Here is a 21,626-nt window from a genome sequence, read left to right on the forward strand (position 1 = left end):
TTAGACTTTGACAGCTTTTTCGTACTCAACCGCCGTTTGTGCGATTTCTTCTTTCAGCCAATCCCGCAGCTTGCGAACACTGGGGCTGCGCAAGGCCCCTTCCCTGCAGATGAACCAGTAGGATCGTCCTGTTGAACAGCGGTGACCGAACGGGATCTTCAACTGACCTTGCTTCACAGCATTGGCGACCAGCGTATCCCAACCCAAGAACACGCCGTGACCAGCAATTGCAGCGTCCATGCAGAGCGATGCATTGGAGAAGCCATGACCTCTTGGAAGCTGGCTTTCTTTGAGACCAAACGGGGCCAGCCAGTCGCTCCAACGGTAATAGGAGTTATAGTCGCGGATGATCACTTCATTCAGAAGATCCCGTGGCTCTTTGAGGCGCTCTGCGATCTCAGGAGAGCAGACCGGATAGATGAAGTGCTCACACAAGCGCTCTGAGTAAACATCATCAGGCGCTCGTTTATGGACGCGGACACAGGCGTCTACATCGGAATGATTGAGGTTCACCAACTGGTCATTGGCATCCAGCCTGAGGTTGATGTCCGGATTGGCTTTCATGAAGCTGCTCAGGCGCCAGACCAGCCACTTTTCCGCAAGGAGTGGAGCAACTGACAGGAACAGACTTTCTTCCCTGTCCCGGTCTGCCAATGCGACAGCCTCTGAGATTTGCTTGAGGCCTGATGTGAGTTCGTGACAAATCTCGGCACCAAGGCTTGTCAGCTTCAATCCGCCTGTCTCTCGAGTAAACAGCGGGCGGCCCAACTGATACTCGGTTTTGTGCAGTTGCTGGCTGACGGCGCCGGACGTAATGCCCAACTCTTCAGCCGCATTTTTCAGGGAGCCCAGGCGCCCGACAGCTTCAACAACGCGAAGGCCAGCGAGGCTGACTTGATTGAGATTTTTCATCGAGGACAGTTCCGAGCAGTAAATCTAAACCGGGGTTTAGTTATTCCAGATAGCACTTGCAATGCAATTGACGCATTGTCGCTCCATCAAGTCACAAAGGAAATGACAATGAAAAATCTTTTTAAAGATCTGTTGCGCGGAAAATCCCCCCGAAAGACCAAAGCAGCTGCAGGCTCAAAGCCTTATTGTGCTGACCCACTTTCACACCCTGCTCTTCAGCGAATGGATACGCGCGAAATTGGTGATGTTTACATCAACCCAGAAAAAACGCTGCCTTAAGAGCAGCGTTTTTTATTTTGTCCCTCAATACGGGATGCCAATCTTTTTAAAAATGAAATGCATAAGCCAAGCAGGTCCAACCAACAGGAACTGCAGATCTTTAAAGAAAGACGGCTTTTTCCCCTCAATATGATGGCCGATAAACTGGCCGACCCAAGCAATCACAAACACTGCCAATGCTGTCTGCCAGAGTGGGATACCAAGCCCAAACTGCTGATAAGTCATGTTAATCCAAATCATCAATGCTGAGAAAACGGCCATGCCAATTGCCAGCGTGATGGACAATGACAGGTAGTAGATGATCGATAGCCCCAGCCCGATCGTGCACCAGTTCAGCCACGGTGAGATGTTCGACAACCCGATCGGTGTTGGAACAGACCACAGCAGTGCGGTTACCGTCCAGAAAATGACCGGCACACAGATCCAGTGAATGGCTTTGTTTTTGTGATTTTGGTGGCTTTCGCCGTACTCGCCCAGCAGGCGATCAATGCGACGCCCGGTTGCTTCTGAAAAGCTCATACTACCCTCCCCGTAATATCAAGCGGTATCAATGCAATCAGCATGCCGTACGGGGAAGGTATTTTCAAGCTGACAAAACTTCGGCGGGCATATTAACCAGTGCCCGCCGAAGGAGTTGTTTTAGCTATGTGGTGCCAGGCAAACGCCTGCATTCTGCTTACGACATTGTGCATCAACAGCTGAAAGTGCTGTCATATTTACGATGCCGCGTGAGGTCACGGATGGCGTGATGATGTGAGCAGTTTTCTTCGCGCCCAACAAAATTGGACCAACATGAAGCGCGTCTGTCATTGCTTTGATGAGGTTCAATGCGATGTTGGAGGCGTCCAGAGTTGGGAACACCAGCAGGTTCGCAGGACCGGAGATATGCGCATCTGGCATGTAGCGTTTCAGGATTTCCGGCTTCAACGCAGCATCACCATGCATTTCACCTTCAGCTTCCAACTCTGGCAGCTGTTTCCAAACCATCTGCAGGGCTTCCCGCATCTTGTTGGAGGTTTCTGACGGACGGGAGCCGAAGTTGGAGTGGGACAGCAGCGCAACACGCGGTGTGATACCAAAGCGCTTGATCTGCTCAGACGCCAGATGCGTGATCTCTGCGATCTCTTCAGCGGATGGACACTCAGTGACATAAGTATCTGCAAGGAAGTACGCGCCACTGGAGTTGATCAGCAGTGAGAGCGTTGAGAAATCCGTTACACCTTCGGAACAACCAATGATGTTGTTGATGTCACGCAGATGCTTGTCAAAGCGGCCTTCGAGGCCTGTGATCAGCGCATCAGCTTCTTCTCTATGCAACGCCAGTGCACCAATGACAGTGGAGTTTGTACGCACCATCGTTCTGGCAGCTTCCGGCGTTACGCCTTTACGGCCAACCAGTTGCACCAGTGTATCAACATAGGAACGGTAGCGTGGATCGTCTTCCGGGTTCACAAACTCAAAATCTGTACCCGGGCGAATGCGCAGGCCGAAGCGCTCACAACGGTTTTCCAGAACCTGCGGACGACCAATGAGGATTGGTGTCGCGAGGCCCTCTTCCAGCACCACCTGAGCGGCGCGCAGAACGCGTTCGTCTTCGCCATCAGCGTAGATAACGCGCTGCTTATCTGCCTTTGCCTGCGCGATGATTGGCTTCATCACCATACCGGAGCGGAACACGAAGCGGTTCAGCTTATCCATGTAGGCGTCGAAATCTTCGATCGGGCGGGTTGCGACGCCAGTTTCCATGGCAGCTTTTGCAACAGCAGGGGCAATGCGCAGGATCAGGCGGTTATCGAACGGGGATGGAATGAGGTAGTTCGGGCCGAATGTGTGGGTGACACCGCCGTAGGCTTTGGCCACCACATCTGTTGGTTCTTCCCGTGCCAGAGCAGCAATTGCCTCAACAGCAGCCAGCTTCATTTCTTCGTTGATGGCAGTTGCTCCAACATCCAGAGCGCCGCGGAAGATGTATGGGAAGCAGAGGACGTTATTCACCTGGTTCGGGTAATCCGAACGGCCTGTACACATGACCACATCGTCACGAACAGCCAGTGCATCTTCAGGCATAATTTCCGGGTTCGGGTTGGCAAGGCCCATCACCAGAGGGCGTTTTGCCATCTTGGCGACCATCTCCGGCTTCAGCACACCAGCTGCTGACAAGCCGATGAAGACATCAGCGCCTTCGATGATATCATCCAGCGTGCGCTTGTCGGTTTTCTGCGCGAATACGGATTTCCATTCATCCATAAGGGCTTCGCGGCCCTCATAAACAACGCCCTCAATGTCAGAGACCCAGATATTCTCGCGCTTTACACCGGAGGACACCAAGAGGTTAAGACAGGCCAGCGCTGCAGCGCCCGCGCCGGAAGCAACGACTTTAATCTCATCCAGCTTTTTGCCGGAGAGCTCCATGCCATTGCGCACCGCAGCTGACACGATGATCGCGGTACCGTGCTGATCATCATGGAAAACCGGGATATTCATTCTTTCGCGCAGGCGTTTCTCGATCTGGAAACACTCTGGCGCTTTGATGTCTTCCAGGTTGATACCGCCGAAAGTTGGCTCCAGAACGCCGACTGCATCAACGAACTTATCAACGTTGGTCTCGTCGACTTCGATGTCGAATACATCAATGCCAGCGAACTTTTTGAAGAGGACAGCCTTACCTTCCATCACCGGCTTGGATGCCAGAGGACCAATCGCGCCTAAACCCAGAACTGCGGTCCCATTGGAGATGACACCAACAAGGTTTTGACGTGCGGTATAGTCAGCCGCTTTTGACTCATCCTTATGGATTGCCAAACACGGAGCAGCCACACCCGGAGAATAGGCAAGCGCCAAATCTCGCTGGTTTCCCAATGGCTTAGTTGCCTGAATTTCCAATTTACCCGCGCGCGGATACTCATGGTAAAAGAGCGCTTGTTCATCGAGTTCGCCGGAGGTAGGGCGTTTTTTGTCCGTCATCGTCTATTCTTGCCTGACCGAGTGAATGAGCGGCTCGCCACCGGGAATCACTATGACTTCCGGTTCAGATGTCGCAGTTTTGCAAAACCTAGACCATCGCCTAGGATTTTGCAGTATCTCAATACGTCTTAAAGCGTATAAATGCGCGAATTAGAATAAGCAAAACAATTGCATTCAAAATATGCCACAAGGAATGTGTTCCAACTGGCAAAATCGAGCAAATTGGTTCGTCCAAAATCCGGAAACTCATCGAAAGTGCGAAGACCACGCCTGCGGCCAGCAGAGCGTTGGATGTTTGCCTGTTTTTGCTGCGGGTCAGGCCTGCAAAAAGCAGGATTGCGAGGAGTGCCGGAAAGTAACCTGCAGTGGATCCGAGTATCCCCTCAAACAGCCTTGGGCCAAATGCCATTGCCCCAAAGAAGAGCAGCGTTGCGCCCAGTGATATCAAGAGGTTGGCACCCATGTATCGACGCGTGGCAAGGTAGAAGTAAACCAGCATGAAGATCGCAATCGGGATGACATCAGCCAGCATAGACCAGAAGGTTGCGAAGGTGTGAAACAGGAACGACCCGATCCCAATTATGGTCAGCAGAGCGATGAGAACCAAAGCTGCGTTATCTTGTGCGTTGGTTTGCGTTGAATGCGTTTTTTTTGCGCTGCTGTGCGCGTTCAACCAGATTTGAAGGGCAATCAGCGCGGCAATGATAAAAGCAGCGTTGCTCACTGCATTGAGTGGCTCAGACCAGAATGCAGCGGAGGTGCGCTCGCAGTATTGGTTCAGGTGTTGATTCCAATCCATGAGCCCTCCAAGCTGGTACCGCGTTATCTCGCCGTATTTTGAAAGATCACTGTACCGTTCAACCAATGGACCCGGCTAGCCCTCAAAACCTTCTGGAGCTGAGCCTGCCGGTTTATTCCTGACGTGTTCGCCAGAGCTTGTTGCAGGTGGTCTTTGTGGATCAGCATGGGGAGCTGGTGGCATGACGCTTTCAGCAAGCGATGCGTGAGGGTGATAAGTTTCTGCTTGAGTTGTGCCACAGTGCCGAATTCTTCTGTGCGGCTGGGAAACACAGCAACCAGATTCTGTTCGGTTCCGACCCGCTCCGCGCGCTCTATGAAAGACGCTGCTTCTGCTTGCCAGCCTACTTGCAATATAGCGCCGGGTTGGATGAGCAAAACCCAGTTGGAACGGGTGCACCGTTGGAGCCCTTCGGCCAGAGCGAAACCAGATTTCGAGATGGTGCTGACGAAATCCGCACCGCTGGCATCTGCGACGATCTCTGTCCCATCAGATGAGCCTTCGTCGGCGATTATGACTTCTTTCAGGATGCCTTCTGCGGAAGCCGGGACCAGAGCGGACAGGGTAAGCACCAGCCGGTGCTCGCTGTTATAGGTGGGAATAAGTGCACTAATCATTCCAACAGCTTACAGTGATTTGCCTTATCTTTGAAAAGTAAAGGCTTGCAAATCCAGATATTTTGAGCAATGTTCCACTTATGTTCTCATAAGAAGATGAAAGTGCATGCCCCATGTCAACTGCACAAAATCACAGGGCCGAAACTGAGGCCGCTGATCCTTTGGGATCTTCGCTTCCGGTCAACATGACAGGTCGGGGCCGTGCGGCACATTCCAACAAGGCTGGCCGGTTTGAGGCGGAAAGCCGGGAACTGATGGATGACGGCTGGGGAACAATTGATGAACTTCCGCCAATCAAGACAGAAGTGCAGATTGAAACTGCACGGCATGTGATCACCAAGAACAGCTCTCCTGACCTGCCTTTTGATCGCTCGATCAATCCGTATCGGGGCTGTGAGCATGGCTGCATCTACTGCTTTGCGCGGCCAACCCATGCGTATATGGGCTTGTCGCCAGGGCTGGATTTTGAAAGCCGCTTGTTTGCCAAGCCCAATGCAGCACAGGTGCTGGAGCGGGAGCTGGGTGCATCCTCTTATCAACCCAAACCCATTGCGATTGGCACCAACACTGATCCCTATCAGCCGATTGAACGCACGCACAAAATCATGCGCGATGTTCTGGAGGTGCTAAATAAGACGGGCCACCCGGTGACCATTGTCACCAAGTCAGCGCTGGTCATGCGGGACATCGATATTCTCAGCGAAATGGCAGAGCGTAATCTGGCAAAGGTGGCAATTTCTGTGACCACGCTGGACCGGAAGATCGCGCGGAGCCTTGAACCGCGCGCGTCAACGCCGCCTCGCCGTTTGCAAGCGATCAAGGCACTGTCTGATGCGGGTATTCCAACCGCTGTGCTGGCAGCTCCGATCATTCCTGGACTGACGGATCATGAACTTGAGAGCATTCTTGAGGTTTGTAAGGAGCATGGTGCGACAGAGGCCAGTTACATTTTGCTGCGCCTTCCTCGCGAGGTTTCTGAACTCTTCAAGGAATGGCTTTTGCGGGAAGCTCCGGGCAGTTACAGACGCGTGCTGAGCCTTTTGCGTTCCATGCGTGATGGAAAGGACTATGATGCTCAGTGGACGCAGCGCTTCAAGGGTAAAGGTCCTTACGCTGACCAGCTGGCAAAGCGCTTTCAGCTGGCGTGTAAGAGCAAGGGTTTATCCTCGCGATCAATGAAGTTGTCCTGTGACCATTTCATCAAACCAACTTGCGGCGGTGTGCAGCTTTCATTGCTGTAGACGAGGCGTGTTTTGATGCTTGAAAGCTGCCGGGCTGCATGGCAATGAGGGGCATGTCGTATTTTGCAAACTCCCTCTTTGATATCGCCTTTCCTGATGCGCCTGACCTGCGCTTTGAGCGCTCTGTTGAGCAAGACCTGCAAGGGCGGTTTGCCGGTATTGATGAAGCCGGGCGCGGGCCATGGGCTGGCCCTGTGGTGGTTGCCGCGGCCAGCCTCGACTACGACAACCTGCCAGAGGGACTGAACGATTCCAAGAAGTTGACCGAGGCCAAGCGCGAGGAGCTCTTTGAGCAGATCCTTGAGATGGCTGATGTGAGTGTGTGCGTGCAAAGTGCGCAGACCGTTGACCGGATCAACATTCGCGAAGCAACCTTGCAGGGCATGCGCACCTGCGCCCGCTCGCTCAGCGTTCCGGTGAAACGGTTCTTCATTGATGGCAAGGATGTGCCCCATCACCTGCCGCAGGAAGGCCAAGCACTGATCAAGGGTGATGGCCGCTGCCTCGCCATCTCAGCTGCTTCTATCGTTGCCAAGGTGACCCGTGACCGCCTGATGGTGAAAATGGACAGGCATTTCCCGGAGTACGGCTTTGCCAAACACAAAGGCTACGGCACCAAACAGCATCAGCAGGCGCTGGCCGCCCACGGCGTAACCCCGCTCCACCGCTGTTCCTTCCGACCTATTCGGGAGATGATTGAGGGGTAGTTCGGTCAGCCTGAAGACAAGGGATGCTTTCTGAGTAATATTATGACATCCGACGATTTAAACCAGTTATTTACAAACAGACTCGCGCGCTGTTTCTTTTTATATTTTGCCCTATCTCTATTCCTGAGCTTTCTGTTTCATGGAGTTGCTTATTTCCATGGTGGGGACAAACTTACACATGTCGAGTTTCCACTCGCGGAACATACTGAACTGTCAGTTGATGGTGATTTTGTTGTAACCTACGTGCCCTATTGGAATCGCATACAGATTTACCATCGAGAGCATGGATTTCTTTCTGGATTCTTTTTAGGAAAGACGGCAGTCACCGGAGTATTCAGGATCTTTCCGGATACTCGTGTCATTGATTGCACGCACAAGCGCGCTTCAAGTCCGAGCTTCCAGCTGTATTCATTCAGCGGATCACTATTGAGCGAAACCCAATCGCCAAAAGTCGTCGAGAAATGCTCCGGCCACTACCTTCCAACATCCACTCAGGAAGCAGAACGCCTTGGTGTCTATTTCCAGTTTGATGGAGTTGGTTACTCTCTTCAGGCTAAAGACGGTCCGCAGTTAAAGACTTTGAATCAGAGAAACATTTTTGCAGATCTAATCGCTATGTCTCTGTTCCCTTTCACCATATTCAAAGTCTACATCTTTCTGCTTGGGGTTCAGACGATCTGGTTCTTCGTAAAAGCAACGCGACCAACCCAGCACAGAACGCGTCTCTGAGTTGGTTTCAACCTCTTAGACGGTGACAATCGTGCCTGTAGATCATCCAAAGTGCTTTTGCCAAATTTCCTGCGTTTGCAAAAGTAAACGCTGTATATCAATCATCTCCGCCGATGATCCGCTCGTGGATATTTTGATTGGTGCGCCCTTCGTGTAGAATTTATCTATCTCCGCATTTGCTAACCTAATAAAACTGCGCGTTTCTTCTGGATTGATTGGTCTTACTTCATCAGCCTCAATGCGAACAGCATTGAGAGAAGCGAGTGGTTTGGTGAGTGAAAAATTAGCGTGGCTCATCATTTGATCAAAACTCATAATTTAAGCAAAATTCAGAATTCGATCACGCAAGACTTATGCCGCTACGAAGCGCAGGAAACCGTTGTTCTTGAGGTACTCGTTTGGCCTAGGACGGCAGAACTTTCCTTAATTCGTGTGAGGTCGGTACTTATTTTAGGGACGCCACTATTGGTGTTCATGTGATCGGTTAGAATTGTGAATGGAAATGTGCGTTTCGCACTGACAGCGATGATTTCGACCAGCGGTTAGAGCGAACTCAAAAGCGGCATTGCTGATTTGGACTCAAACACTCAGACTTTCCCAATGCTCTCGCATTATAACGCAGAGTTGAATGACCTTGCGGCACTTACTCGCCTTTGAGTGCATTTTAACACAACCCAGAGGCGTAACAGCTCACATCATGGCGGCATTGCAACTCTAAATTCAGGAGCATTGAAATGCCAGCTATCACAGGTGCCGTGCGGAACGAGACCCTCCCAGTCCAACCACAGGCGGTTCAAAACACTGCCAAGCCGGCTGATCTACAAGAGACGTATAAGGAACGTCATCTTGGAGATCTTGGTATCAGCGTAAAATACAATCCTGCTATTCCGGAGCGGCAAGTGGATTCCAGTCTTGCTGCAGTTTCTGTTCATCGCATGGTGAATGACAAACTCGGAATGACGACAAATGCGCTTCACAACGTCGTGGAGGGCGGCAAAGATGCAGTGCTGTCTGCTAAAGCCCCGTTCCTAACCAGCGCCTCACCAGCTCAGGAAACAGCTGGTACACACAAGTCAGTTGCTGCCTCCCCTGCTGATATCGCGAATTTGCCTGATGGGTCATATCTGCAAACGCAAGGCAGATGGCTGGATGCATCCACCGTACAGGTTCCTGCACCCGGAAACGTGTTTGGCGCAAGCGGACTGTTTGCCTCCGCTGAGACAAGCCTCGACATTCCTCTTGTGACGCCAATCAGTCCAAACCGGGATGACATCGCAGCTGCCTTCGGTGTCAAAATCTTCGATGAAGGACAGACAGTCCCGCTGAAGTTTGATGGCAATCTGAATGCTGTTGAGTATGAGTTTGGCAAGGCCTACCCGCAGTACCGGCTGGATGTTGCGAATGGCTTCTTTATTGAAACGCACGACTTCCCGCATGTGTTCATGCCAGCTTCTGAACAGAGTGAGATTGTGATCACTGTAGGGACGCAGCTTGAAGAAGATCAGTTTGCTCTCACCAACTTCCTTGTTCCACATGGCAGCGGTATTCTAGTGCCCGGGAACACCATACACGCTGATGCGTTCAGCTCAGGCAGCATCATTGCGTTGTTGACGCACTGCACAGAGGCGGATGTTGTTTTGATGCACCAGCCGGATGACAGCCCATTGCCAATTAAAATCGACACCTCAGAACGGTTGGGACTTGCTGAATGGCATGTCTAGTTTGTTATCAGGAAGCTGAAGCCAAGTAATGTTTAGACAAAGAAAAAGGCTCCCGAAAATCGGGAGCCTTTTTTGATATTCTTGTCAGAAATTCTGAGGATCAATTCAGGTTTTCAGAAACCTGTTTGATGCTCTGCTTGAGCACTTTATCCTGAATTTCTTCTTTGGCAGTGCTGGAAGCGACGATGGTTTCAGCTGCCTGAACTGCAACATCTGCAGCACGGGAGCGAACCTGTGCAATCGCATTTGCTTCAGCCTGAGCGATTTTCGCTTCGGCTGCTTTGGTGCGACGTGCAATCATCTCTTCGAGAGCTGCCTTGGCTTCTTCAGCCAGACGATCAGCTTCAACTTTTGCGTCAGCAACGATCTGATCTGCTTCCGCTTCAGCCTCTTTACGCTTGCGCTGGTACTCGGCCATCAGAGCCTGAGCTTCTTCACGCAGCTTACGGGCGCCTTCAAGCTCTTGCTTGATGTTGTCCGCTTGCTGGTCAAGCATTGCACCAACCTTGCCAGGCACTTTCAGGTACCACAGCAGGGCAAAGAAGAGGATGAGACCAACGAGTGCCCAAAGGCTTGCATCGAACATTCTGTCACCCCTTACTTAAGTGCAGCATCAACGGCTTTGGCAACTTCAGCTTTCGCTGGAGCACGGCCACCGATAAGTGCCTTTACAAGCTCGCCTGTTGTCTCGGCGGCGATTTCGCCAACATGAGACAGGCTTTCAGCTGTGATCTTGGAAATGCTCTGTTCAGATTCGGAAAGCTTGGCTGCCAGCTGCTCTTCAGCCGCTGCGCGGGCGCTTTCTGTTTCTGCTTTCACTTTAGAACGTGCATCATGAGCCATGGTAGTGGCTTTTTTGCGCGCTTCAGCTAGAGCACTTTCGTAGGATGCAATGGCTTCATCTGTCTCTTGTTTGAGACGGGATGCTTCTGCCATATCACCTGCGATGCGATCGCGACGATCTTCAAGGATACCGCCGATGCGTGGGAGGACCACTTTCGACATTACCCAGTAGAAAACGCCGAAGGAAAGAACCAACCACAACAGCTGAGACGGGTAAGTCGTGCTGTCGAACGGAGGAAAGCTACCGCCCTCCTCTACAATGCCAACTTCGGCAGTTGTATTCAGGTTGCCTTGAGTATTCGACATCAACTTCTCCGTGAACGCTCTTCGTAACGTTTTATGATTTTAGAGACGGTCCCTACCATGAGGAACCGTCATCATAAAACGCTCTAATCGTTGTCGTCGATTATACTGCGAACAGCAGCAGAAGTGCGACGAGAAGGGAGAAGATGCCGAGAGCTTCGGTCACAGCAAAGCCGAGGATGAGGCGGCCAAACTGTCCATCTGCAGCAGATGGGTTGCGCAGTGCGCCGGCAAGGAAGTTGCCGAAGATGTTACCAAGACCGAGAGCTGCACCACCCATACCAAGGCATGCGATACCGGCACCGATGTATTTTGCTGCTTCTGCTTCCATGACAAGTGCTCCTAAACTAGCAAATTCGTCTATGACTTTGTTTTGGGTTTGAAACCCGGATTCTACACGTTACTTAGTGGCTCGGATGGAGCGCATCTGCAAGATACATGCACGTAAGAACGGTAAAGACGTAGGCCTGAAGGAATGCCACGAGGAACTCAAGAGCCGTGATGGCAACTGTAAGTATCAGAGGCAGGATCGCAGATGCGATGCCAACTGCACCGAAGCCGGTGAGCATGACAACAAAACCTGCAAAAACCTTCAGAGTGATGTGACCAGCAAGCATGTTTGCGAACAAACGAACGGACAGGCTAACTGGACGTGAAAGGAAAGAGATAACTTCAATCGCGGAGACCAGAGGAATAACCCCAGCTGGAACGCCACTTGGGACGAACAGCTTAAGGAAGCCTGCACCGTGCTTGAAGAAACCGTAGATCGTTACAGTGCCAATCACGAGAATTGCGAGTGCAAATGTCACGATGATCTGACTTGTAACGGTGAAGAAGTATGGGAACATCCCGAGCATGTTTGCAACGAATACGAACATGAACAGGGAGAAGACGAGCGGGAAGAACCGCATTCCGTCATTGCCTGCTGATCCTCGCAATGTGGCAGCAACAAACTCGTAGGACATTTCCGCCATGAGTTGAGCGCGGCTTGGGACCAGACCACGTCTGTTGGTAGACAGAACGAGGAACAAGGTCGCTACAGCGACGGTGACAACCATGAACAAGGAAGCGTTGGTAAAGGAGAAATCAACACCGCCAATCTCCACAGGAAAGATCTTGGAGATATGAAACTGGTGGATCGGATCGATCGCGTTGCCTGAATTTCCAGCCACAGGTAGTACCCCTGAAGTGCCAATTTACGAGCGCAAGAGCGCGATGAATTAGTTAGTCCTGCTTCTTGCCGGAATTCATCCGTCTTTCAGGACCGGCGACTTTGCCCGCCTCCCGAAGGACGTTTAATATTCCCGCAACAAAGCCAAGCATAAGGAGAATTATCATCCCCCACGGCTTGGTCCCGATCCAGCTATCCGCCATCCAGCCGAGTGCCCCCCCGACAAAGATAGCGGCAATAAACTCGGAAGACATCTTCCAAGCCTGTGACAAGCCTGACATCGCGCTGGTCTTGTTCGGTTCCTCTTTAGCAGAGGCTTCGTCCAAGCGTGTATCCAACGTTTTGCCGAGCTTTTCTAGCCGCTCAGACAGGTGACGATCAGTTTCTTTCATGTCTTTTTCACTCTGCTTATTCTCATCGGGAGACATGTTCATTCTTCCTAGATACCGGCAGATAGTTCAAAGACATGGATGCCCCTGAAAGTCGGGGGCACCATAATGCTCGTGATCTGCACTGTCAAGGTTAGAGCTACTTAAGCTAAATAACTGATATCTAAAGAGTTTCCAGAGTTTCTAACAGAGAATACGTATAAAGGATACTTTCAAGGCCGTATTGTACCCTATTTTAGGCCGGTTCGGTGAATCGTTCAGCCGTCTCAAGATCTACTGAAACGAGCTGAGAGACCCCTCTTTCAGCCATGGTTACACCGAACAATCTGGACATGCGCGCCATGGTAATCGGGTTATGCGTGATGACGGTGAAACGCGTTGCCGTGTTCTGCGCCATATCCTCCAGCAAAGCACAATAACGCTCAACATTGGCATCGTCCAACGGAGCGTCAACCTCATCCAGAACACAGATTGGGGCAGGATTTGTAAGGAAAACTGCGAATATGAGCGCCATGGCGGTGAGGGCCTGCTCTCCCCCTGAAAGCAGTGTCATGGTCTGGGGCTTCTTGCCCGGAGGGCGTGCGAAGATCTCCAAACCAGCATCGAGTGGGTCTTCCGCATCCACCAGTTTCAGCTCTGCCGTTCCACCGCCGAACAAGTGTGTGAATAAACGCTTGAAGTGGTCGTTGACCTGATCAAAAGAGCTCAAGAGCCGCTCCCGCGCTTCCTTGTTCAGGTTCATGATTCCTGTGCGCAACTTCCTGATGGCCTCAATCAGGTCGTCTCTTTCGGTGATCAGCGTGTCTCGCTGCTCAGTAATTTCCTGCATTTCCTCATCGGCACGCAGGTTTACGCCTCCCAGACGTTCCCGCTCAGCCTTCAAACGGTCAAGCTTGCGTTCGGCGCCTTCGGCATCCGGCAAAGGCGCATCTTGTGACAGGCCGGCCATCTCATGCAGACGAGAGACATTAACTTCCAGCACCTCATCCACGCGGCGCTCAATTTCCAGGCGGCGCTCTTTGGCTGCTTCAAGGCGCTCTTCGGCACGGACCTTGCGCTCGCGAGCACCAGATAAGCCTTCCATGGCTTCACGAGCCTTCTGGTCGGCTATCAGCTGGCGCTTTTCACCTTCCGCGAGTTTGTCATCAGCTGCTTTGCGTGCACTCTCTGCAGATGTGAGGCCATTCATCAGGTCCTGACGTTTGAGCTCAATCTCCTCCGGGCTCTCCAACAGGATGAGACGCTCTTCTACGGCATCATCCCGGCGCTGGCGCAGGATGGAGATTTGCTTGTCTGCGTTTTGCGCGCGCTGAACCCAGTTCTGCCTGTCGCGTTCAATGGTTTCAAGGCGCCGCGCACGCAGCTCCCCTTCCCGCTTCAGCGCATCGGTGGCCCCTTTGGCCTCCGCCAGTTTGCTGCGGCAGGTGGAAACATCTTTGGAGGCGCTTTCTAGCTCAGCTGTTACGCCTGCAATATCCGGCAGGTCTTCCAGAGCGCTCTCGGCTTCTTCGAGCGAAGCTGCAGTCTCTTCATAATCTTCATTTGCGCGGCGAAGCTGTTCTTCAAGCGTTGTTTTACGAACCGACAATTCTGTTAAGGCACGCTCAGCAGTCGCGAGCTCTTCCCGCAAGGCGACAATGCGAGATTGCTCCAGACGCAGTTTCTGACGCATGTCCTGCTCAGCAACTTCGGCCTGACGCCTGTGCTCGGTCGCGGTCTCCAGCGCTTCTTTCTTTTCTTCCACCAGATCCCTCGTCTGTTCGACAAGGTCTTCCAGTTCCGCCAAGCGGTTTCGTTGCGCGAGACGTTGTGCAGCTGGTGTTGGTGCATCTGCTGCGATGATCAAGCCATCCCAGCGCCACAGATCCCCTTGCTTGCTGACCAGTCGCTGGCCAACATTCAGCTCTTTGCGCAAAGCTGAGCCGTGTTCAGCCTCAATCAGCCCAACCTGAGCAAGACGGCGTGCCAGCTCATTGGGCGCCTGCACATATTGGGAAAGTGGTGTCGCACCTGCTGGAAGGGCAGGATCACTGCCTGCCCCCGCATTCAGGCTCCAATGGACGGGAGCATCTTCTTCCATTGCAGCATCAAGGTCTTCGCCCAAGGCGGCACCCAGCGCTGTTTCCAAACCCGGGTTCACGCTCATGCGGTCTACAGCAGGTGTCCAGTCTCCGCTTTGGCCAGCAGAAAGGACGGCCTGCAGTGTCTTGGCTTCTGTCTCATATCTGGAAAGAGCTGAATGCGCTTCATTCAATGGAGTGCGACAGTTGTTTTCCGTTTCGCGTGCCGTTGCCAGTGTCTCTTCCGCTTCGACTGCGGTTTCTTCTGCTTCAGCCAATTCTTCCAGAGCCATTTCCAGCTCTTCACGCTTATCGCTTGGGCCACTGGCGGCTTTAATATCTGCCTCGACTGCTTCAAGCTGGCCTTTGAAGCGGTCTGCTTCTTCTTTAAAGCGGGCGCTCTTTTGGCGAATGCCGGAGATCTGGTTGTCGAGCTGGGTGTGCTTGGCGAGGAGGCTGGCGTGATCCTGTGTGATCCGCGAGTGTTTCATCTCGCTGGCATCGAGATTGTCTTCCGCGATCAACACCAGTTCTTCAGCTTCAGCCGCACGCTCGTCCAAAGTCTCGGCAGCTTCGAGGAGTTCTTGCTTTTCCTCCTCCAGCTCTTCCAGATGACTGGTGTTTTCGCTGGCAAGTTGGGCTTCACGCTCGATATCCTGCTCCATCTGAGCAAGACGCGCCTGAAGGTCCATCAGCTTTTCTCTGATCCGGCGGTCTTCTGACTCAAGATCGTTTTTCGCGATAATCAGATGCTGGAGCGCAGCAGCAGCGCCACCTGCAGCTTCTCTGAGCTTTGGAATTTCATGAGCAGCGAGTGCCTGCTCTTTCGCCGTAGACGCCTGCAGACCCGCGATATCCCGCATTCCGATCTCAGCATCCGCATATTGCTTGCGGGCGGCATCCAGTGCGGCTGTTGCTTCTTGCCAGCGCAGATACAGGATCGTCGCTTCGGCCTTGCGAATTTCTGAGGAGAGGTTGCGGTAGCGGGTGGCTTGTCTTGCCTGCCGCTTCAGGCCGTCGAGTTGCCCTTCAATCTGGACGACCACATCTTCCAGTCGCTCCAGATTGGTTTCAGCAGCCCGCAGACGGATTTCTGCTTCTTTCCGGCGGCTGTGCAGGCCGGAGATGCCTGCGGCTTCTTCCAGGATCTTTCTACGCGATGTTGGTTTGGACGAAATCAGCTCGCCGATTTGCCCCTGTCGCACCATTGCCGGTGAGCGCGCACCGGTGGAGGCGTCGGCAAACAGCAGCTGTACGTCTCTTGCACGAGCGTCTTTGCCGTTGATCTTATAGACAGAGCCAGCTTCGCGCTCGATGCGGCGGGTGACTTCCAGCGTGTCACTATCGTTATACCCAGTGGGGGCTGTTCGATCTTGGTTGTCGAGAAAGAGCGTCACTTCGGCTGTGTTACGCGCCGGGCGGTTGAGGCTGCCCGAGAAAATTACATCATCCATTCCGGAGGCGCGCATGTTCTTGTAGGAGCTCTCTCCCATAACCCAGCGCAGCGCTTCTACAAGATTGGACTTTCCGCAGCCATTGGGCCCGACAACGCCTGTCAGGCCGTCTTCAATGACAAACTCCATAGGCTCAACAAAGGATTTGAACCCAAGGACACGGAGGCGCTGAAACTTCATAGAGCGCCCCCTACTCTTACAACAGGGTGTAAGCGATCATACGCGCATAGATCTGCGAGCAGGAGATTCAGCCCTGAGGGCTGCCCGCTTGTCTTACAGATTCTTATCCACGTACTTGCTGAACTCCTCAAGAGAGAGCGCTCCGCTTACTTTTTCACCGTTGATAAAGAAGGTCGGTGTTGAATCTACACCCAGCGTGTCTGAGCCGTAGTCACGAACTTCCGTTACTCCGTCTAGTATTTCCTGATTCGTCAAGCAAGCCTTTACAGCTTCTTCAGTGAAACCGAGCTGCTTGCCCATATTCAACAGGGCACTGTATGGATCATTGGTGAATGCCCAGCTGCGCTGCTGTTCGAACATCAGAGACATAATGTCGAAGTATTTGTCTTCCGGTGCACAGCGCGCAAGCATAAAGCCAGCTGCGGCGACTGTATCCAGCGGGAATTCACGGAAGATGAAACGCACTTTGCCGGTGTCGATGTATTTCTTCTTCAGCTCTTTATATGTGGTGTTGTGGAAGTTGGCGCAGTGACCACATGTCAAAGAGGCATATTCAATGACAGTGACAGGAGCGTCTGCCTGGCCGATAACCTTATCACCCAACGGGCCAACCTTATTCAGGTCTGCCTCGGAATAGGTCTGTGCAGAGGCAACAGTTGGCATAGCGGCAAAGGCAAGAGAAGCGGCTGTAAGAGCACTGGTGCGCTCAAGAAACTTACGGCGAGAGAGTGTCACGTTTTTCTATCCCAAGTTAAAATGTGTTGCCCTGTTGGCTGACTCGGCGCGTTTATCGCCATAAAGACAGCCAGCATCTGGTCTGGAGTATAACCACTCCAACCCACGAGCTATTGATCACAAACTGGTGAACATCCGCAGAATACAGCCATGCCCACAGCTCGCTTTCCAGCAACAATTGGTTTTCAGGAAACTATGGCAAATACTTGTCGGATGCTACCGAATATCCTGAGTAGTCATATTAAATTTTGGTAAGGCAGCAGGATTGACGCATACGTTAGGCAAGAAAACGATTTCCTTCGTTTAAAACAAAGGGCTTCTACCATTTCGCGGTAAACGGGCAGAGAGCGCTCCAAGATATCCGCTATGATTAAATTTGCACTGCTAATACATACCCACAGAATTTATGCATGGAAAACAACAATAATTTCTCGTGTTGTTTTGTTTTTGCCTCATTAATGAGTTATTAAATATTTACAGAACTCTCTAACAAGATATACGGATACATTATGAAGCGCTTGACTACATTAATGCTTCTCAGCACACCACTGATTGCCTGCCAAGCCTCTGTATCTGAAGATTTCGTCGAAGCTATACCTACAACTACTCAAGAAACGACGATTGAAACGACCGCTATACCTGCCACATCCAATACAATTTATACAGGCACCGCAGATTTGGGCGCACTTACCTCTACGAACTGGGTCGTCAGCGAGGGCAGCGGAAACAGCTCAGCTCCTTGCCGGGTTCAGTTTAGCAAGACCCCGTCAGGCGCTGCTGTTGTGACACCAGCTGTGACCAGCAGTTTTCCAAACGGGCATGCAGCAACAAGCGGCTGCACCAATGAAGAGCTGAGCAGCGTGACGGCGTGGGCGGTGAATGGTGATACCATTGAGCTGCGGAATGCGCAGGAAACAACGACAGCCTATCTTTTGATGGAGCGCCCTGACCTTTTGCTGGGATATACCGCAAAGGGGCATGATCTGGTGGTCAGCCAGTAATCACACATTCAGAACTGCAGGTCTTTAAGGATGGATCAGGAGTTGCTTGCAGGTGTGCGGGCAATGAGGTTCTTGCCGAGCTTTTCCAGCGCATTCTTCAGCCGTTCATCAGAGACTGAGGCAACCTTCTGCTCGATGCGGCGGTTTTCAATTTCTGACAGCTCACGAAGCGGTTTTGGCGTGATCTTTTTGGTTCTGAGCGCCGGACGCTGCACAACCTTGATGCGGCCAACCGCATTCCAGCCTAAAAAGGCGTTTATCCGATCTCGCAGTTGTGGAGCTTCATGCGTGAAGAACAAAGCAGTGGAGCCATCCGCATGAACAAGAAGTGTTGCAGGTTCTGCAACCGGCTCTCCCTCAGAGCTTTTGGCTCTTGGCCAAACAAGCCTACCGGGCTGTACTTTTCCGTGATACTTCTTGCCGACAAGTTCTGGCCAGGCGGTGAGAAGGTCGGCACTGGCAAATCCGCGCTTGCGCGCGACAGGGTGCATGGTCTTACCAATCAGCTCGTTTAGCTGATGGCTTGATCTCCTGGAAACCCGATTTTGCGCAGTTGCTTTCATCGTCTTCATCACGCCATTAGATTAAGGCACATATATGACCATTGCTTTATATTAGTCTTAATTCAGTCCCGTTTTCCGCGGTACCATGAATTACCAAGGGAACCCCAATTATTTAGGGATCAAAACCAAGGTTAACCCACAAAACCATGCAAGATAATCTAGTTGTTCTTTACTGGTATGACAGAAATTCTCGCCAACTGCCATGGCGAACAGCTCCAGCTGATATACTTTCCGGTGTAAAACCAGACCCTTACCATGTCTGGCTCTCAGAAATCATGCTTCAGCAGACTACTGTTGCGGCAGTGAAAAACTACTTCAATCTCTTCATAAAGACATGGCCAACACTTGCTGATATGGCCAATGCGGAGGAAGAAGACATCCTAAAAGCGTGGGCTGGGCTTGGTTATTATTCCCGTGCAAGAAATCTGTATAAGTGTGCAAAATTTGTCCAATTGCATCACAATGGGCGTTTTCCTGAGGAAGAAGAGCGGCTTTTAAAGCTCCCCGGCATCGGTCCTTACACGGCTGCTGCAATCTCCACGATAGCCTTTGGGCGCCATGCTGCTGTGGTTGATGGCAATGTGGAGAGGGTTCTGTCCCGCCGCCATGCATTGCTGACAGAGCTCCCTGCCCTCAAAGCTGAAGTGAAGCCGTTGATGGCTGAAGTAACGCCGCATGACCGACCCGGTGACTTTGCGCAGGCCATCATGGACCTTGGCGCCACGATCTGCACGCCGAATTCTCCGGCCTGTGGCATCTGCCCGTGGATGGATGTTTGTGAGGGTCGCAAGCAAGGCATTGCGGACACTCTCCCACGCAAAGCCCCCAAGAAGGTGAAACCGACACGGCGTGGTATGGCCTTTCTGCTCAGCGATGCACGTGGCCGCATTCTTCTGCGCAAACGCGAAGATAAAGGACTGCTTGCTGGCATGAGTGAGCCCATCACCACGCATTGGGCAGATGATGCAGCGATGGAAGACCTCTCACATGCTCCAATCACTGCGGACTGGGTGCGTACGCCAAAGGATGTGAAGCACACCTTCACGCACTTCCATCTGGAAATGAGCGTCTGGCAGGCACAGGCACCAGCCCATTATGATGAACCTGATGGATATTGGTGGTCAGCACCAGATGAGCTTGAGGGAGAAGCCCTGCCAACAGTGATGATGAAAGCGTTGAAGGCCGGCGGTGTGATTTGAGTGCGCAGCAAAAAGCCGGGTCTGAGCCCGGCTTTTCTTGTTTTTACAAATGCTGATTGGTGCTTATTGGAATGCGGTTTCCATGAAGCTGCGGAGTTTGCGAGAGTGGAGCCGTTCCAACGGCATTTCCCTCAGGACCTCCATGGTCTTCACACCAATTTCCAGATGCTGGTTCACTTGCGTCCGGTAGAAGTCTGTCGCCATGCCGGGCAGCTTCAATTCCCCATGCAGCGGCTTGTCTGATACGCAGAGCAAGGTTCCATAAGGAACGCGGAAGCGGAAACCGTTGGCAGCGATGGTTGCAGATTCCATATCCAGCGCGATCGCACGGGACTGGGAGAAACGCTGCACCGGCTCGCGGTGGTCGCGCAGTTCCCAGTTGCGGTTATCGATGGAGGCTACGGTTCCTGTGCGCATCACCCGCTTCAGGTCATAGCCGCTGTAACCGGTGGTCTTTTCAACGGCATCTTCCAGCGCGACCTGTACTTCTGCCAGAGGCGGGATTGGAACCCATGTTGGCAGGTCAGCATCCAGCACCTTGTCTTCACGTACATAACCATGAGCCAGTACGTAATCACCGAGCTGCTGGCTGCTTCTGAGCCCAGCGCAGTGGCCGAGCATCAACCAGGCATGTGGGCGAAGCACTGCAATGTGGTCGGTGATGGTTTTTGCGTTGGACGGGCCAACACCGATGTTCACCATGGTGATACCGGAGTTGTCCTCCCGCAGCAGGTGATAGGCTGGCATTTGTGGCAGGCGCGGCGGGGCCACACCTTCGCGCGGCTCTTTATCACCTGCGTAGGTGATGAGATTGCCCGGCTCGACAAAGGCTACATATCCGCTCTCCGGATCATTGATCAGCTCTTTTGCCATCTGCGCAAAGCCATCAATGTAGAACTGATAGTTTGTGAAGAGCACGAAGTTCTGGAAATAGCGCGGCGCGGTTGCGGTGTAGTGCTGCAAGCGATGCAGGGAGTAATCCACGCGCGGAGCCGTAAACGGCGCCAGCGGCTCAAAGCCATCTTTTGAACGGTAGGTGCCATTGGAGATAGCATCATCCATGACGGCAAGATCCGGCACATCAAACACATCACGCAGCGGGCGCTCTTCGCTGGATGGCAAAGCGCCTTCCACGTGTGCGCCATCATAAAAGGCAAAATGCAGCGGGATCGGCTGATCACTTTCAGCGATCACCACTTCAAGGCCGTGGTTTTTGATCAGGAGATCAATCTGATGTTCCAGGTAGTTCTTAAACAGATCAGGCCGGGTGACTGTGGTTTTGTATTTGCCAGGCCTCGCCACAAAGCCATAGGACAGGCGCGTATCAACGCGGATGTGGCTGGAAACTTCAAATCGCAGTTCCGGGTAAAATGCTCTGACCCGGGTTTCCGACATGCTGCCCTGTGCAGCCTCTTTAAAATTCTCACGTAGAAAGTCAGTCGCCCGATCAAACAGATAGATCAGGTGCGCAACAGCTTCACTGGCATCTTTAAAGGATTGTGGGGGAATTGTCTCAGGCGTACGGATGGAACGGCTTTCCATCACAACGTCGCTATCGGATATAGTCGACACGTTCGGTTTCTCCTCTTTCGTGTCACTATATATCTGAGGGATGTTTACGACAGGGTCAAGACAAACTGCGGACAAATATGGTTTATTTTTTAGCGAGTGAGGATATTTTCACGCAGCGTCAGTTTCAGCTCTGCACACAGAATTGAGATTCATAGCTACATATTTACCCTTATCTCCTTCAGTTTAT

22 protein-coding genes are annotated in these 21,626 nt (G+C 52.3%); 7 read left to right on the forward strand and 15 right to left on the reverse strand.

Annotated elements, in window-relative coordinates; all coding sequences use genetic code 11:
• Nucleotides 1-912, reverse strand: coding sequence for a LysR substrate-binding domain-containing protein (locus tag PsW64_RS01015; RefSeq protein WP_063302412.1), 912 nt, complete (start codon nt 910-912; stop codon nt 1-3).
• A 108-nt stretch (nt 913-1,020) separates the two neighbouring features.
• Here PsW64_RS01015 and PsW64_RS27510 point away from each other — a divergent pair, with 108 nt between their 5' ends.
• Entirely contained in the window at nt 1,021-1,191 is a 171-nt protein-coding gene (locus tag PsW64_RS27510) for a hypothetical protein (protein ID WP_162531840.1), read from the forward strand.
• A 24-nt stretch (nt 1,192-1,215) separates the two neighbouring features.
• On the opposite strand, the gene PsW64_RS01020 is transcribed toward PsW64_RS27510, so the two are convergent.
• The 4 genes from PsW64_RS01020 to PsW64_RS01035 form a co-directional block, all read right to left on the reverse strand.
• Nucleotides 1,216-1,710, reverse strand: a complete 495-nt coding sequence (locus PsW64_RS01020; RefSeq protein ID WP_057464857.1) for an Mpo1 family 2-hydroxy fatty acid dioxygenase — start codon at nt 1,708-1,710, stop codon at nt 1,216-1,218.
• Between the two features lie 120 nt (nt 1,711-1,830).
• Complete coding sequence (locus PsW64_RS01025) at nt 1,831-4,155, reverse strand: NADP-dependent malic enzyme (RefSeq protein WP_063302413.1); 2,325 nt, start codon at nt 4,153-4,155, stop codon at nt 1,831-1,833.
• 118 nt (nt 4,156-4,273) lie between these two features.
• Nucleotides 4,274-4,954: a ceramidase domain-containing protein gene (locus PsW64_RS01030; protein WP_063302414.1), complete on the reverse strand. Its 681-nt coding sequence runs from the start codon at nt 4,952-4,954 to the stop codon at nt 4,274-4,276.
• A gap of 23 nt (nt 4,955-4,977) precedes the next feature.
• Entirely contained in the window at nt 4,978-5,571 is a 594-nt protein-coding gene (locus tag PsW64_RS01035; protein ID WP_063302415.1) for a glycosyltransferase family 2 protein, read from the reverse strand.
• 113 nt (nt 5,572-5,684) lie between these two features.
• Here PsW64_RS01035 and PsW64_RS01040 point away from each other — a divergent pair, with 113 nt between their 5' ends.
• The 3 genes from PsW64_RS01040 (at nt 5,685) to PsW64_RS27840 (ending at nt 8,248) form a co-directional block, all read left to right on the forward strand.
• Nucleotides 5,685-6,812, forward strand: coding sequence for a PA0069 family radical SAM protein (locus PsW64_RS01040; protein ID WP_063293760.1), 1,128 nt, complete (start codon nt 5,685-5,687; stop codon nt 6,810-6,812).
• A 53-nt stretch (nt 6,813-6,865) separates the two neighbouring features.
• Nucleotides 6,866-7,519: a ribonuclease HII gene (locus PsW64_RS01045; protein WP_063302416.1), complete on the forward strand. Its 654-nt coding sequence runs from the start codon at nt 6,866-6,868 to the stop codon at nt 7,517-7,519.
• Nucleotides 7,520-7,945: 426 nt separating this feature from the next.
• On the forward strand, nt 7,946-8,248 hold the full coding sequence (locus PsW64_RS27840; protein ID WP_208980495.1) for a hypothetical protein: 303 nt from the start codon (nt 7,946-7,948) through the stop codon (nt 8,246-8,248).
• A 42-nt stretch (nt 8,249-8,290) separates the two neighbouring features.
• Here the strand turns inward: PsW64_RS27840 and PsW64_RS01055 are convergent, their stop codons facing one another.
• A complete protein-coding gene (locus tag PsW64_RS01055) occupies nt 8,291-8,563 on the reverse strand; it encodes a hypothetical protein (RefSeq protein ID WP_208980496.1) in 273 nt (90 codons plus the stop codon).
• 419 nt (nt 8,564-8,982) lie between these two features.
• On the opposite strand from PsW64_RS01055, the gene PsW64_RS01060 reads away from it, so the two are divergent.
• The gene (locus PsW64_RS01060; protein ID WP_063302418.1) at nt 8,983-9,969 is read left to right on the forward strand and encodes a hypothetical protein; all 987 of its coding nucleotides are present in this window, start codon (nt 8,983-8,985) and stop codon (nt 9,967-9,969) included.
• Nucleotides 9,970-10,069: 100 nt separating this feature from the next.
• Here the strand turns inward: PsW64_RS01060 and PsW64_RS01065 are convergent, their stop codons facing one another.
• The 7 genes from PsW64_RS01065 to PsW64_RS01095 all read right to left on the reverse strand — a co-directional run bounded on the left by PsW64_RS01065 (nt 10,070) and on the right by PsW64_RS01095 (nt 17,104).
• Nucleotides 10,070-10,555 carry a F0F1 ATP synthase subunit B family protein gene (locus tag PsW64_RS01065; RefSeq protein WP_057462886.1) on the reverse strand — a complete coding sequence of 162 codons (486 nt, stop codon included), beginning with the start codon at nt 10,553-10,555 and terminating at the stop codon, nt 10,070-10,072.
• Nucleotides 10,556-10,566: 11 nt separating this feature from the next.
• Complete coding sequence (locus PsW64_RS01070; RefSeq protein WP_063302419.1) at nt 10,567-11,118, reverse strand: F0F1 ATP synthase subunit B; 552 nt, start codon at nt 11,116-11,118, stop codon at nt 10,567-10,569.
• A 100-nt stretch (nt 11,119-11,218) separates the two neighbouring features.
• Nucleotides 11,219-11,446, reverse strand: coding sequence for a F0F1 ATP synthase subunit C (locus tag PsW64_RS01075; protein ID WP_008549639.1), 228 nt, complete (start codon nt 11,444-11,446; stop codon nt 11,219-11,221).
• 73 nt (nt 11,447-11,519) lie between these two features.
• A complete protein-coding gene (locus PsW64_RS01080; protein ID WP_063287232.1) occupies nt 11,520-12,287 on the reverse strand; it encodes a F0F1 ATP synthase subunit A in 768 nt (255 codons plus the stop codon).
• 52 nt (nt 12,288-12,339) lie between these two features.
• Nucleotides 12,340-12,714 (reverse strand): AtpZ/AtpI family protein, encoded by a 375-nt coding sequence (locus tag PsW64_RS01085; RefSeq protein WP_108817844.1) that lies wholly within the window; start codon nt 12,712-12,714, stop codon nt 12,340-12,342.
• Between the two features lie 196 nt (nt 12,715-12,910).
• Nucleotides 12,911-16,369 carry a chromosome segregation protein SMC gene (smc, locus tag PsW64_RS01090; protein ID WP_063302420.1) on the reverse strand — a complete coding sequence of 1,153 codons (3,459 nt, stop codon included), beginning with the start codon at nt 16,367-16,369 and terminating at the stop codon, nt 12,911-12,913.
• Nucleotides 16,370-16,462: 93 nt separating this feature from the next.
• Complete coding sequence (locus PsW64_RS01095; RefSeq protein ID WP_057462890.1) at nt 16,463-17,104, reverse strand: DsbA family protein; 642 nt, start codon at nt 17,102-17,104, stop codon at nt 16,463-16,465.
• Nucleotides 17,105-17,613: 509 nt separating this feature from the next.
• On the opposite strand from PsW64_RS01095, the gene PsW64_RS01100 reads away from it, so the two are divergent.
• A complete protein-coding gene (locus PsW64_RS01100; RefSeq protein WP_152986677.1) occupies nt 17,614-18,105 on the forward strand; it encodes a hypothetical protein in 492 nt (163 codons plus the stop codon).
• Nucleotides 18,106-18,140: 35 nt separating this feature from the next.
• Here the strand turns inward: PsW64_RS01100 and PsW64_RS01105 are convergent, their stop codons facing one another.
• Nucleotides 18,141-18,677: a DUF721 domain-containing protein gene (locus PsW64_RS01105; RefSeq protein WP_082826820.1), complete on the reverse strand. Its 537-nt coding sequence runs from the start codon at nt 18,675-18,677 to the stop codon at nt 18,141-18,143.
• Nucleotides 18,678-18,814: 137 nt separating this feature from the next.
• On the opposite strand from PsW64_RS01105, the gene mutY reads away from it, so the two are divergent.
• Entirely contained in the window at nt 18,815-19,867 is a 1,053-nt protein-coding gene (gene mutY / locus PsW64_RS01110; protein ID WP_063302421.1) for an A/G-specific adenine glycosylase, read from the forward strand.
• Between the two features lie 63 nt (nt 19,868-19,930).
• On the opposite strand, the gene PsW64_RS01115 is transcribed toward mutY, so the two are convergent.
• The gene (locus PsW64_RS01115; RefSeq protein WP_063293848.1) at nt 19,931-21,409 is read right to left on the reverse strand and encodes an AMP nucleosidase; all 1,479 of its coding nucleotides are present in this window, start codon (nt 21,407-21,409) and stop codon (nt 19,931-19,933) included.
• Nucleotides 21,410-21,626: the final 217 nt, after the last annotated feature.

Origin of the sequence: Pseudovibrio sp. W64 (genome assembly GCF_001623145.1) — a bacterium.
GTDB lineage: Bacteria > Pseudomonadota > Alphaproteobacteria > Rhizobiales > Stappiaceae > Pseudovibrio.

Bases quoted from the DNA above. Each gene is read 5' to 3' on its own strand.
- PsW64_RS01015 (WP_063302412.1), bottom strand. From the start codon at position 912: ATGAAAAATCTCAATCAAGTCAGCCTCGCTGGCCTTCGCGTTGTTGAA.
- PsW64_RS27510 (WP_162531840.1), top strand. From the start codon at position 1,021: ATGAAAAATCTTTTTAAAGATCTGTTGCGCGGAAAATCCCCCCGAAAG.
- PsW64_RS01020 (WP_057464857.1), bottom strand. From the start codon at position 1,710: ATGAGCTTTTCAGAAGCAACCGGGCGTCGCATTGATCGCCTGCTGGGC.
- PsW64_RS01025 (WP_063302413.1), bottom strand. From the start codon at position 4,155: ATGACGGACAAAAAACGCCCTACCTCCGGCGAACTCGATGAACAAGCG.
- PsW64_RS01030 (WP_063302414.1), bottom strand. From the start codon at position 4,954: ATGGATTGGAATCAACACCTGAACCAATACTGCGAGCGCACCTCCGCT.
- PsW64_RS01035 (WP_063302415.1), bottom strand. From the start codon at position 5,571: ATGATTAGTGCACTTATTCCCACCTATAACAGCGAGCACCGGCTGGTG.
- PsW64_RS01040 (WP_063293760.1), top strand. From the start codon at position 5,685: ATGTCAACTGCACAAAATCACAGGGCCGAAACTGAGGCCGCTGATCCT.
- PsW64_RS01045 (WP_063302416.1), top strand. From the start codon at position 6,866: ATGTCGTATTTTGCAAACTCCCTCTTTGATATCGCCTTTCCTGATGCG.
- PsW64_RS01055 (WP_208980496.1), bottom strand. From the start codon at position 8,563: ATGAGTTTTGATCAAATGATGAGCCACGCTAATTTTTCACTCACCAAA.
- PsW64_RS01060 (WP_063302418.1), top strand. From the start codon at position 8,983: ATGCCAGCTATCACAGGTGCCGTGCGGAACGAGACCCTCCCAGTCCAA.
- PsW64_RS01065 (WP_057462886.1), bottom strand. From the start codon at position 10,555: ATGTTCGATGCAAGCCTTTGGGCACTCGTTGGTCTCATCCTCTTCTTT.
- PsW64_RS01070 (WP_063302419.1), bottom strand. From the start codon at position 11,118: ATGTCGAATACTCAAGGCAACCTGAATACAACTGCCGAAGTTGGCATT.
- PsW64_RS01075 (WP_008549639.1), bottom strand. From the start codon at position 11,446: ATGGAAGCAGAAGCAGCAAAATACATCGGTGCCGGTATCGCATGCCTT.
- PsW64_RS01085 (WP_108817844.1), bottom strand. From the start codon at position 12,714: ATGTCTCCCGATGAGAATAAGCAGAGTGAAAAAGACATGAAAGAAACT.
- smc (WP_063302420.1), bottom strand. From the start codon at position 16,369: ATGAAGTTTCAGCGCCTCCGTGTCCTTGGGTTCAAATCCTTTGTTGAG.
- PsW64_RS01100 (WP_152986677.1), top strand. From the start codon at position 17,614: ATGAAGCGCTTGACTACATTAATGCTTCTCAGCACACCACTGATTGCC.
- PsW64_RS01105 (WP_082826820.1), bottom strand. From the start codon at position 18,677: ATGAAGACGATGAAAGCAACTGCGCAAAATCGGGTTTCCAGGAGATCA.
- mutY (WP_063302421.1), top strand. From the start codon at position 18,815: ATGCAAGATAATCTAGTTGTTCTTTACTGGTATGACAGAAATTCTCGC.
- PsW64_RS01115 (WP_063293848.1), bottom strand. From the start codon at position 21,409: ATGGAAAGCCGTTCCATCCGTACGCCTGAGACAATTCCCCCACAATCC.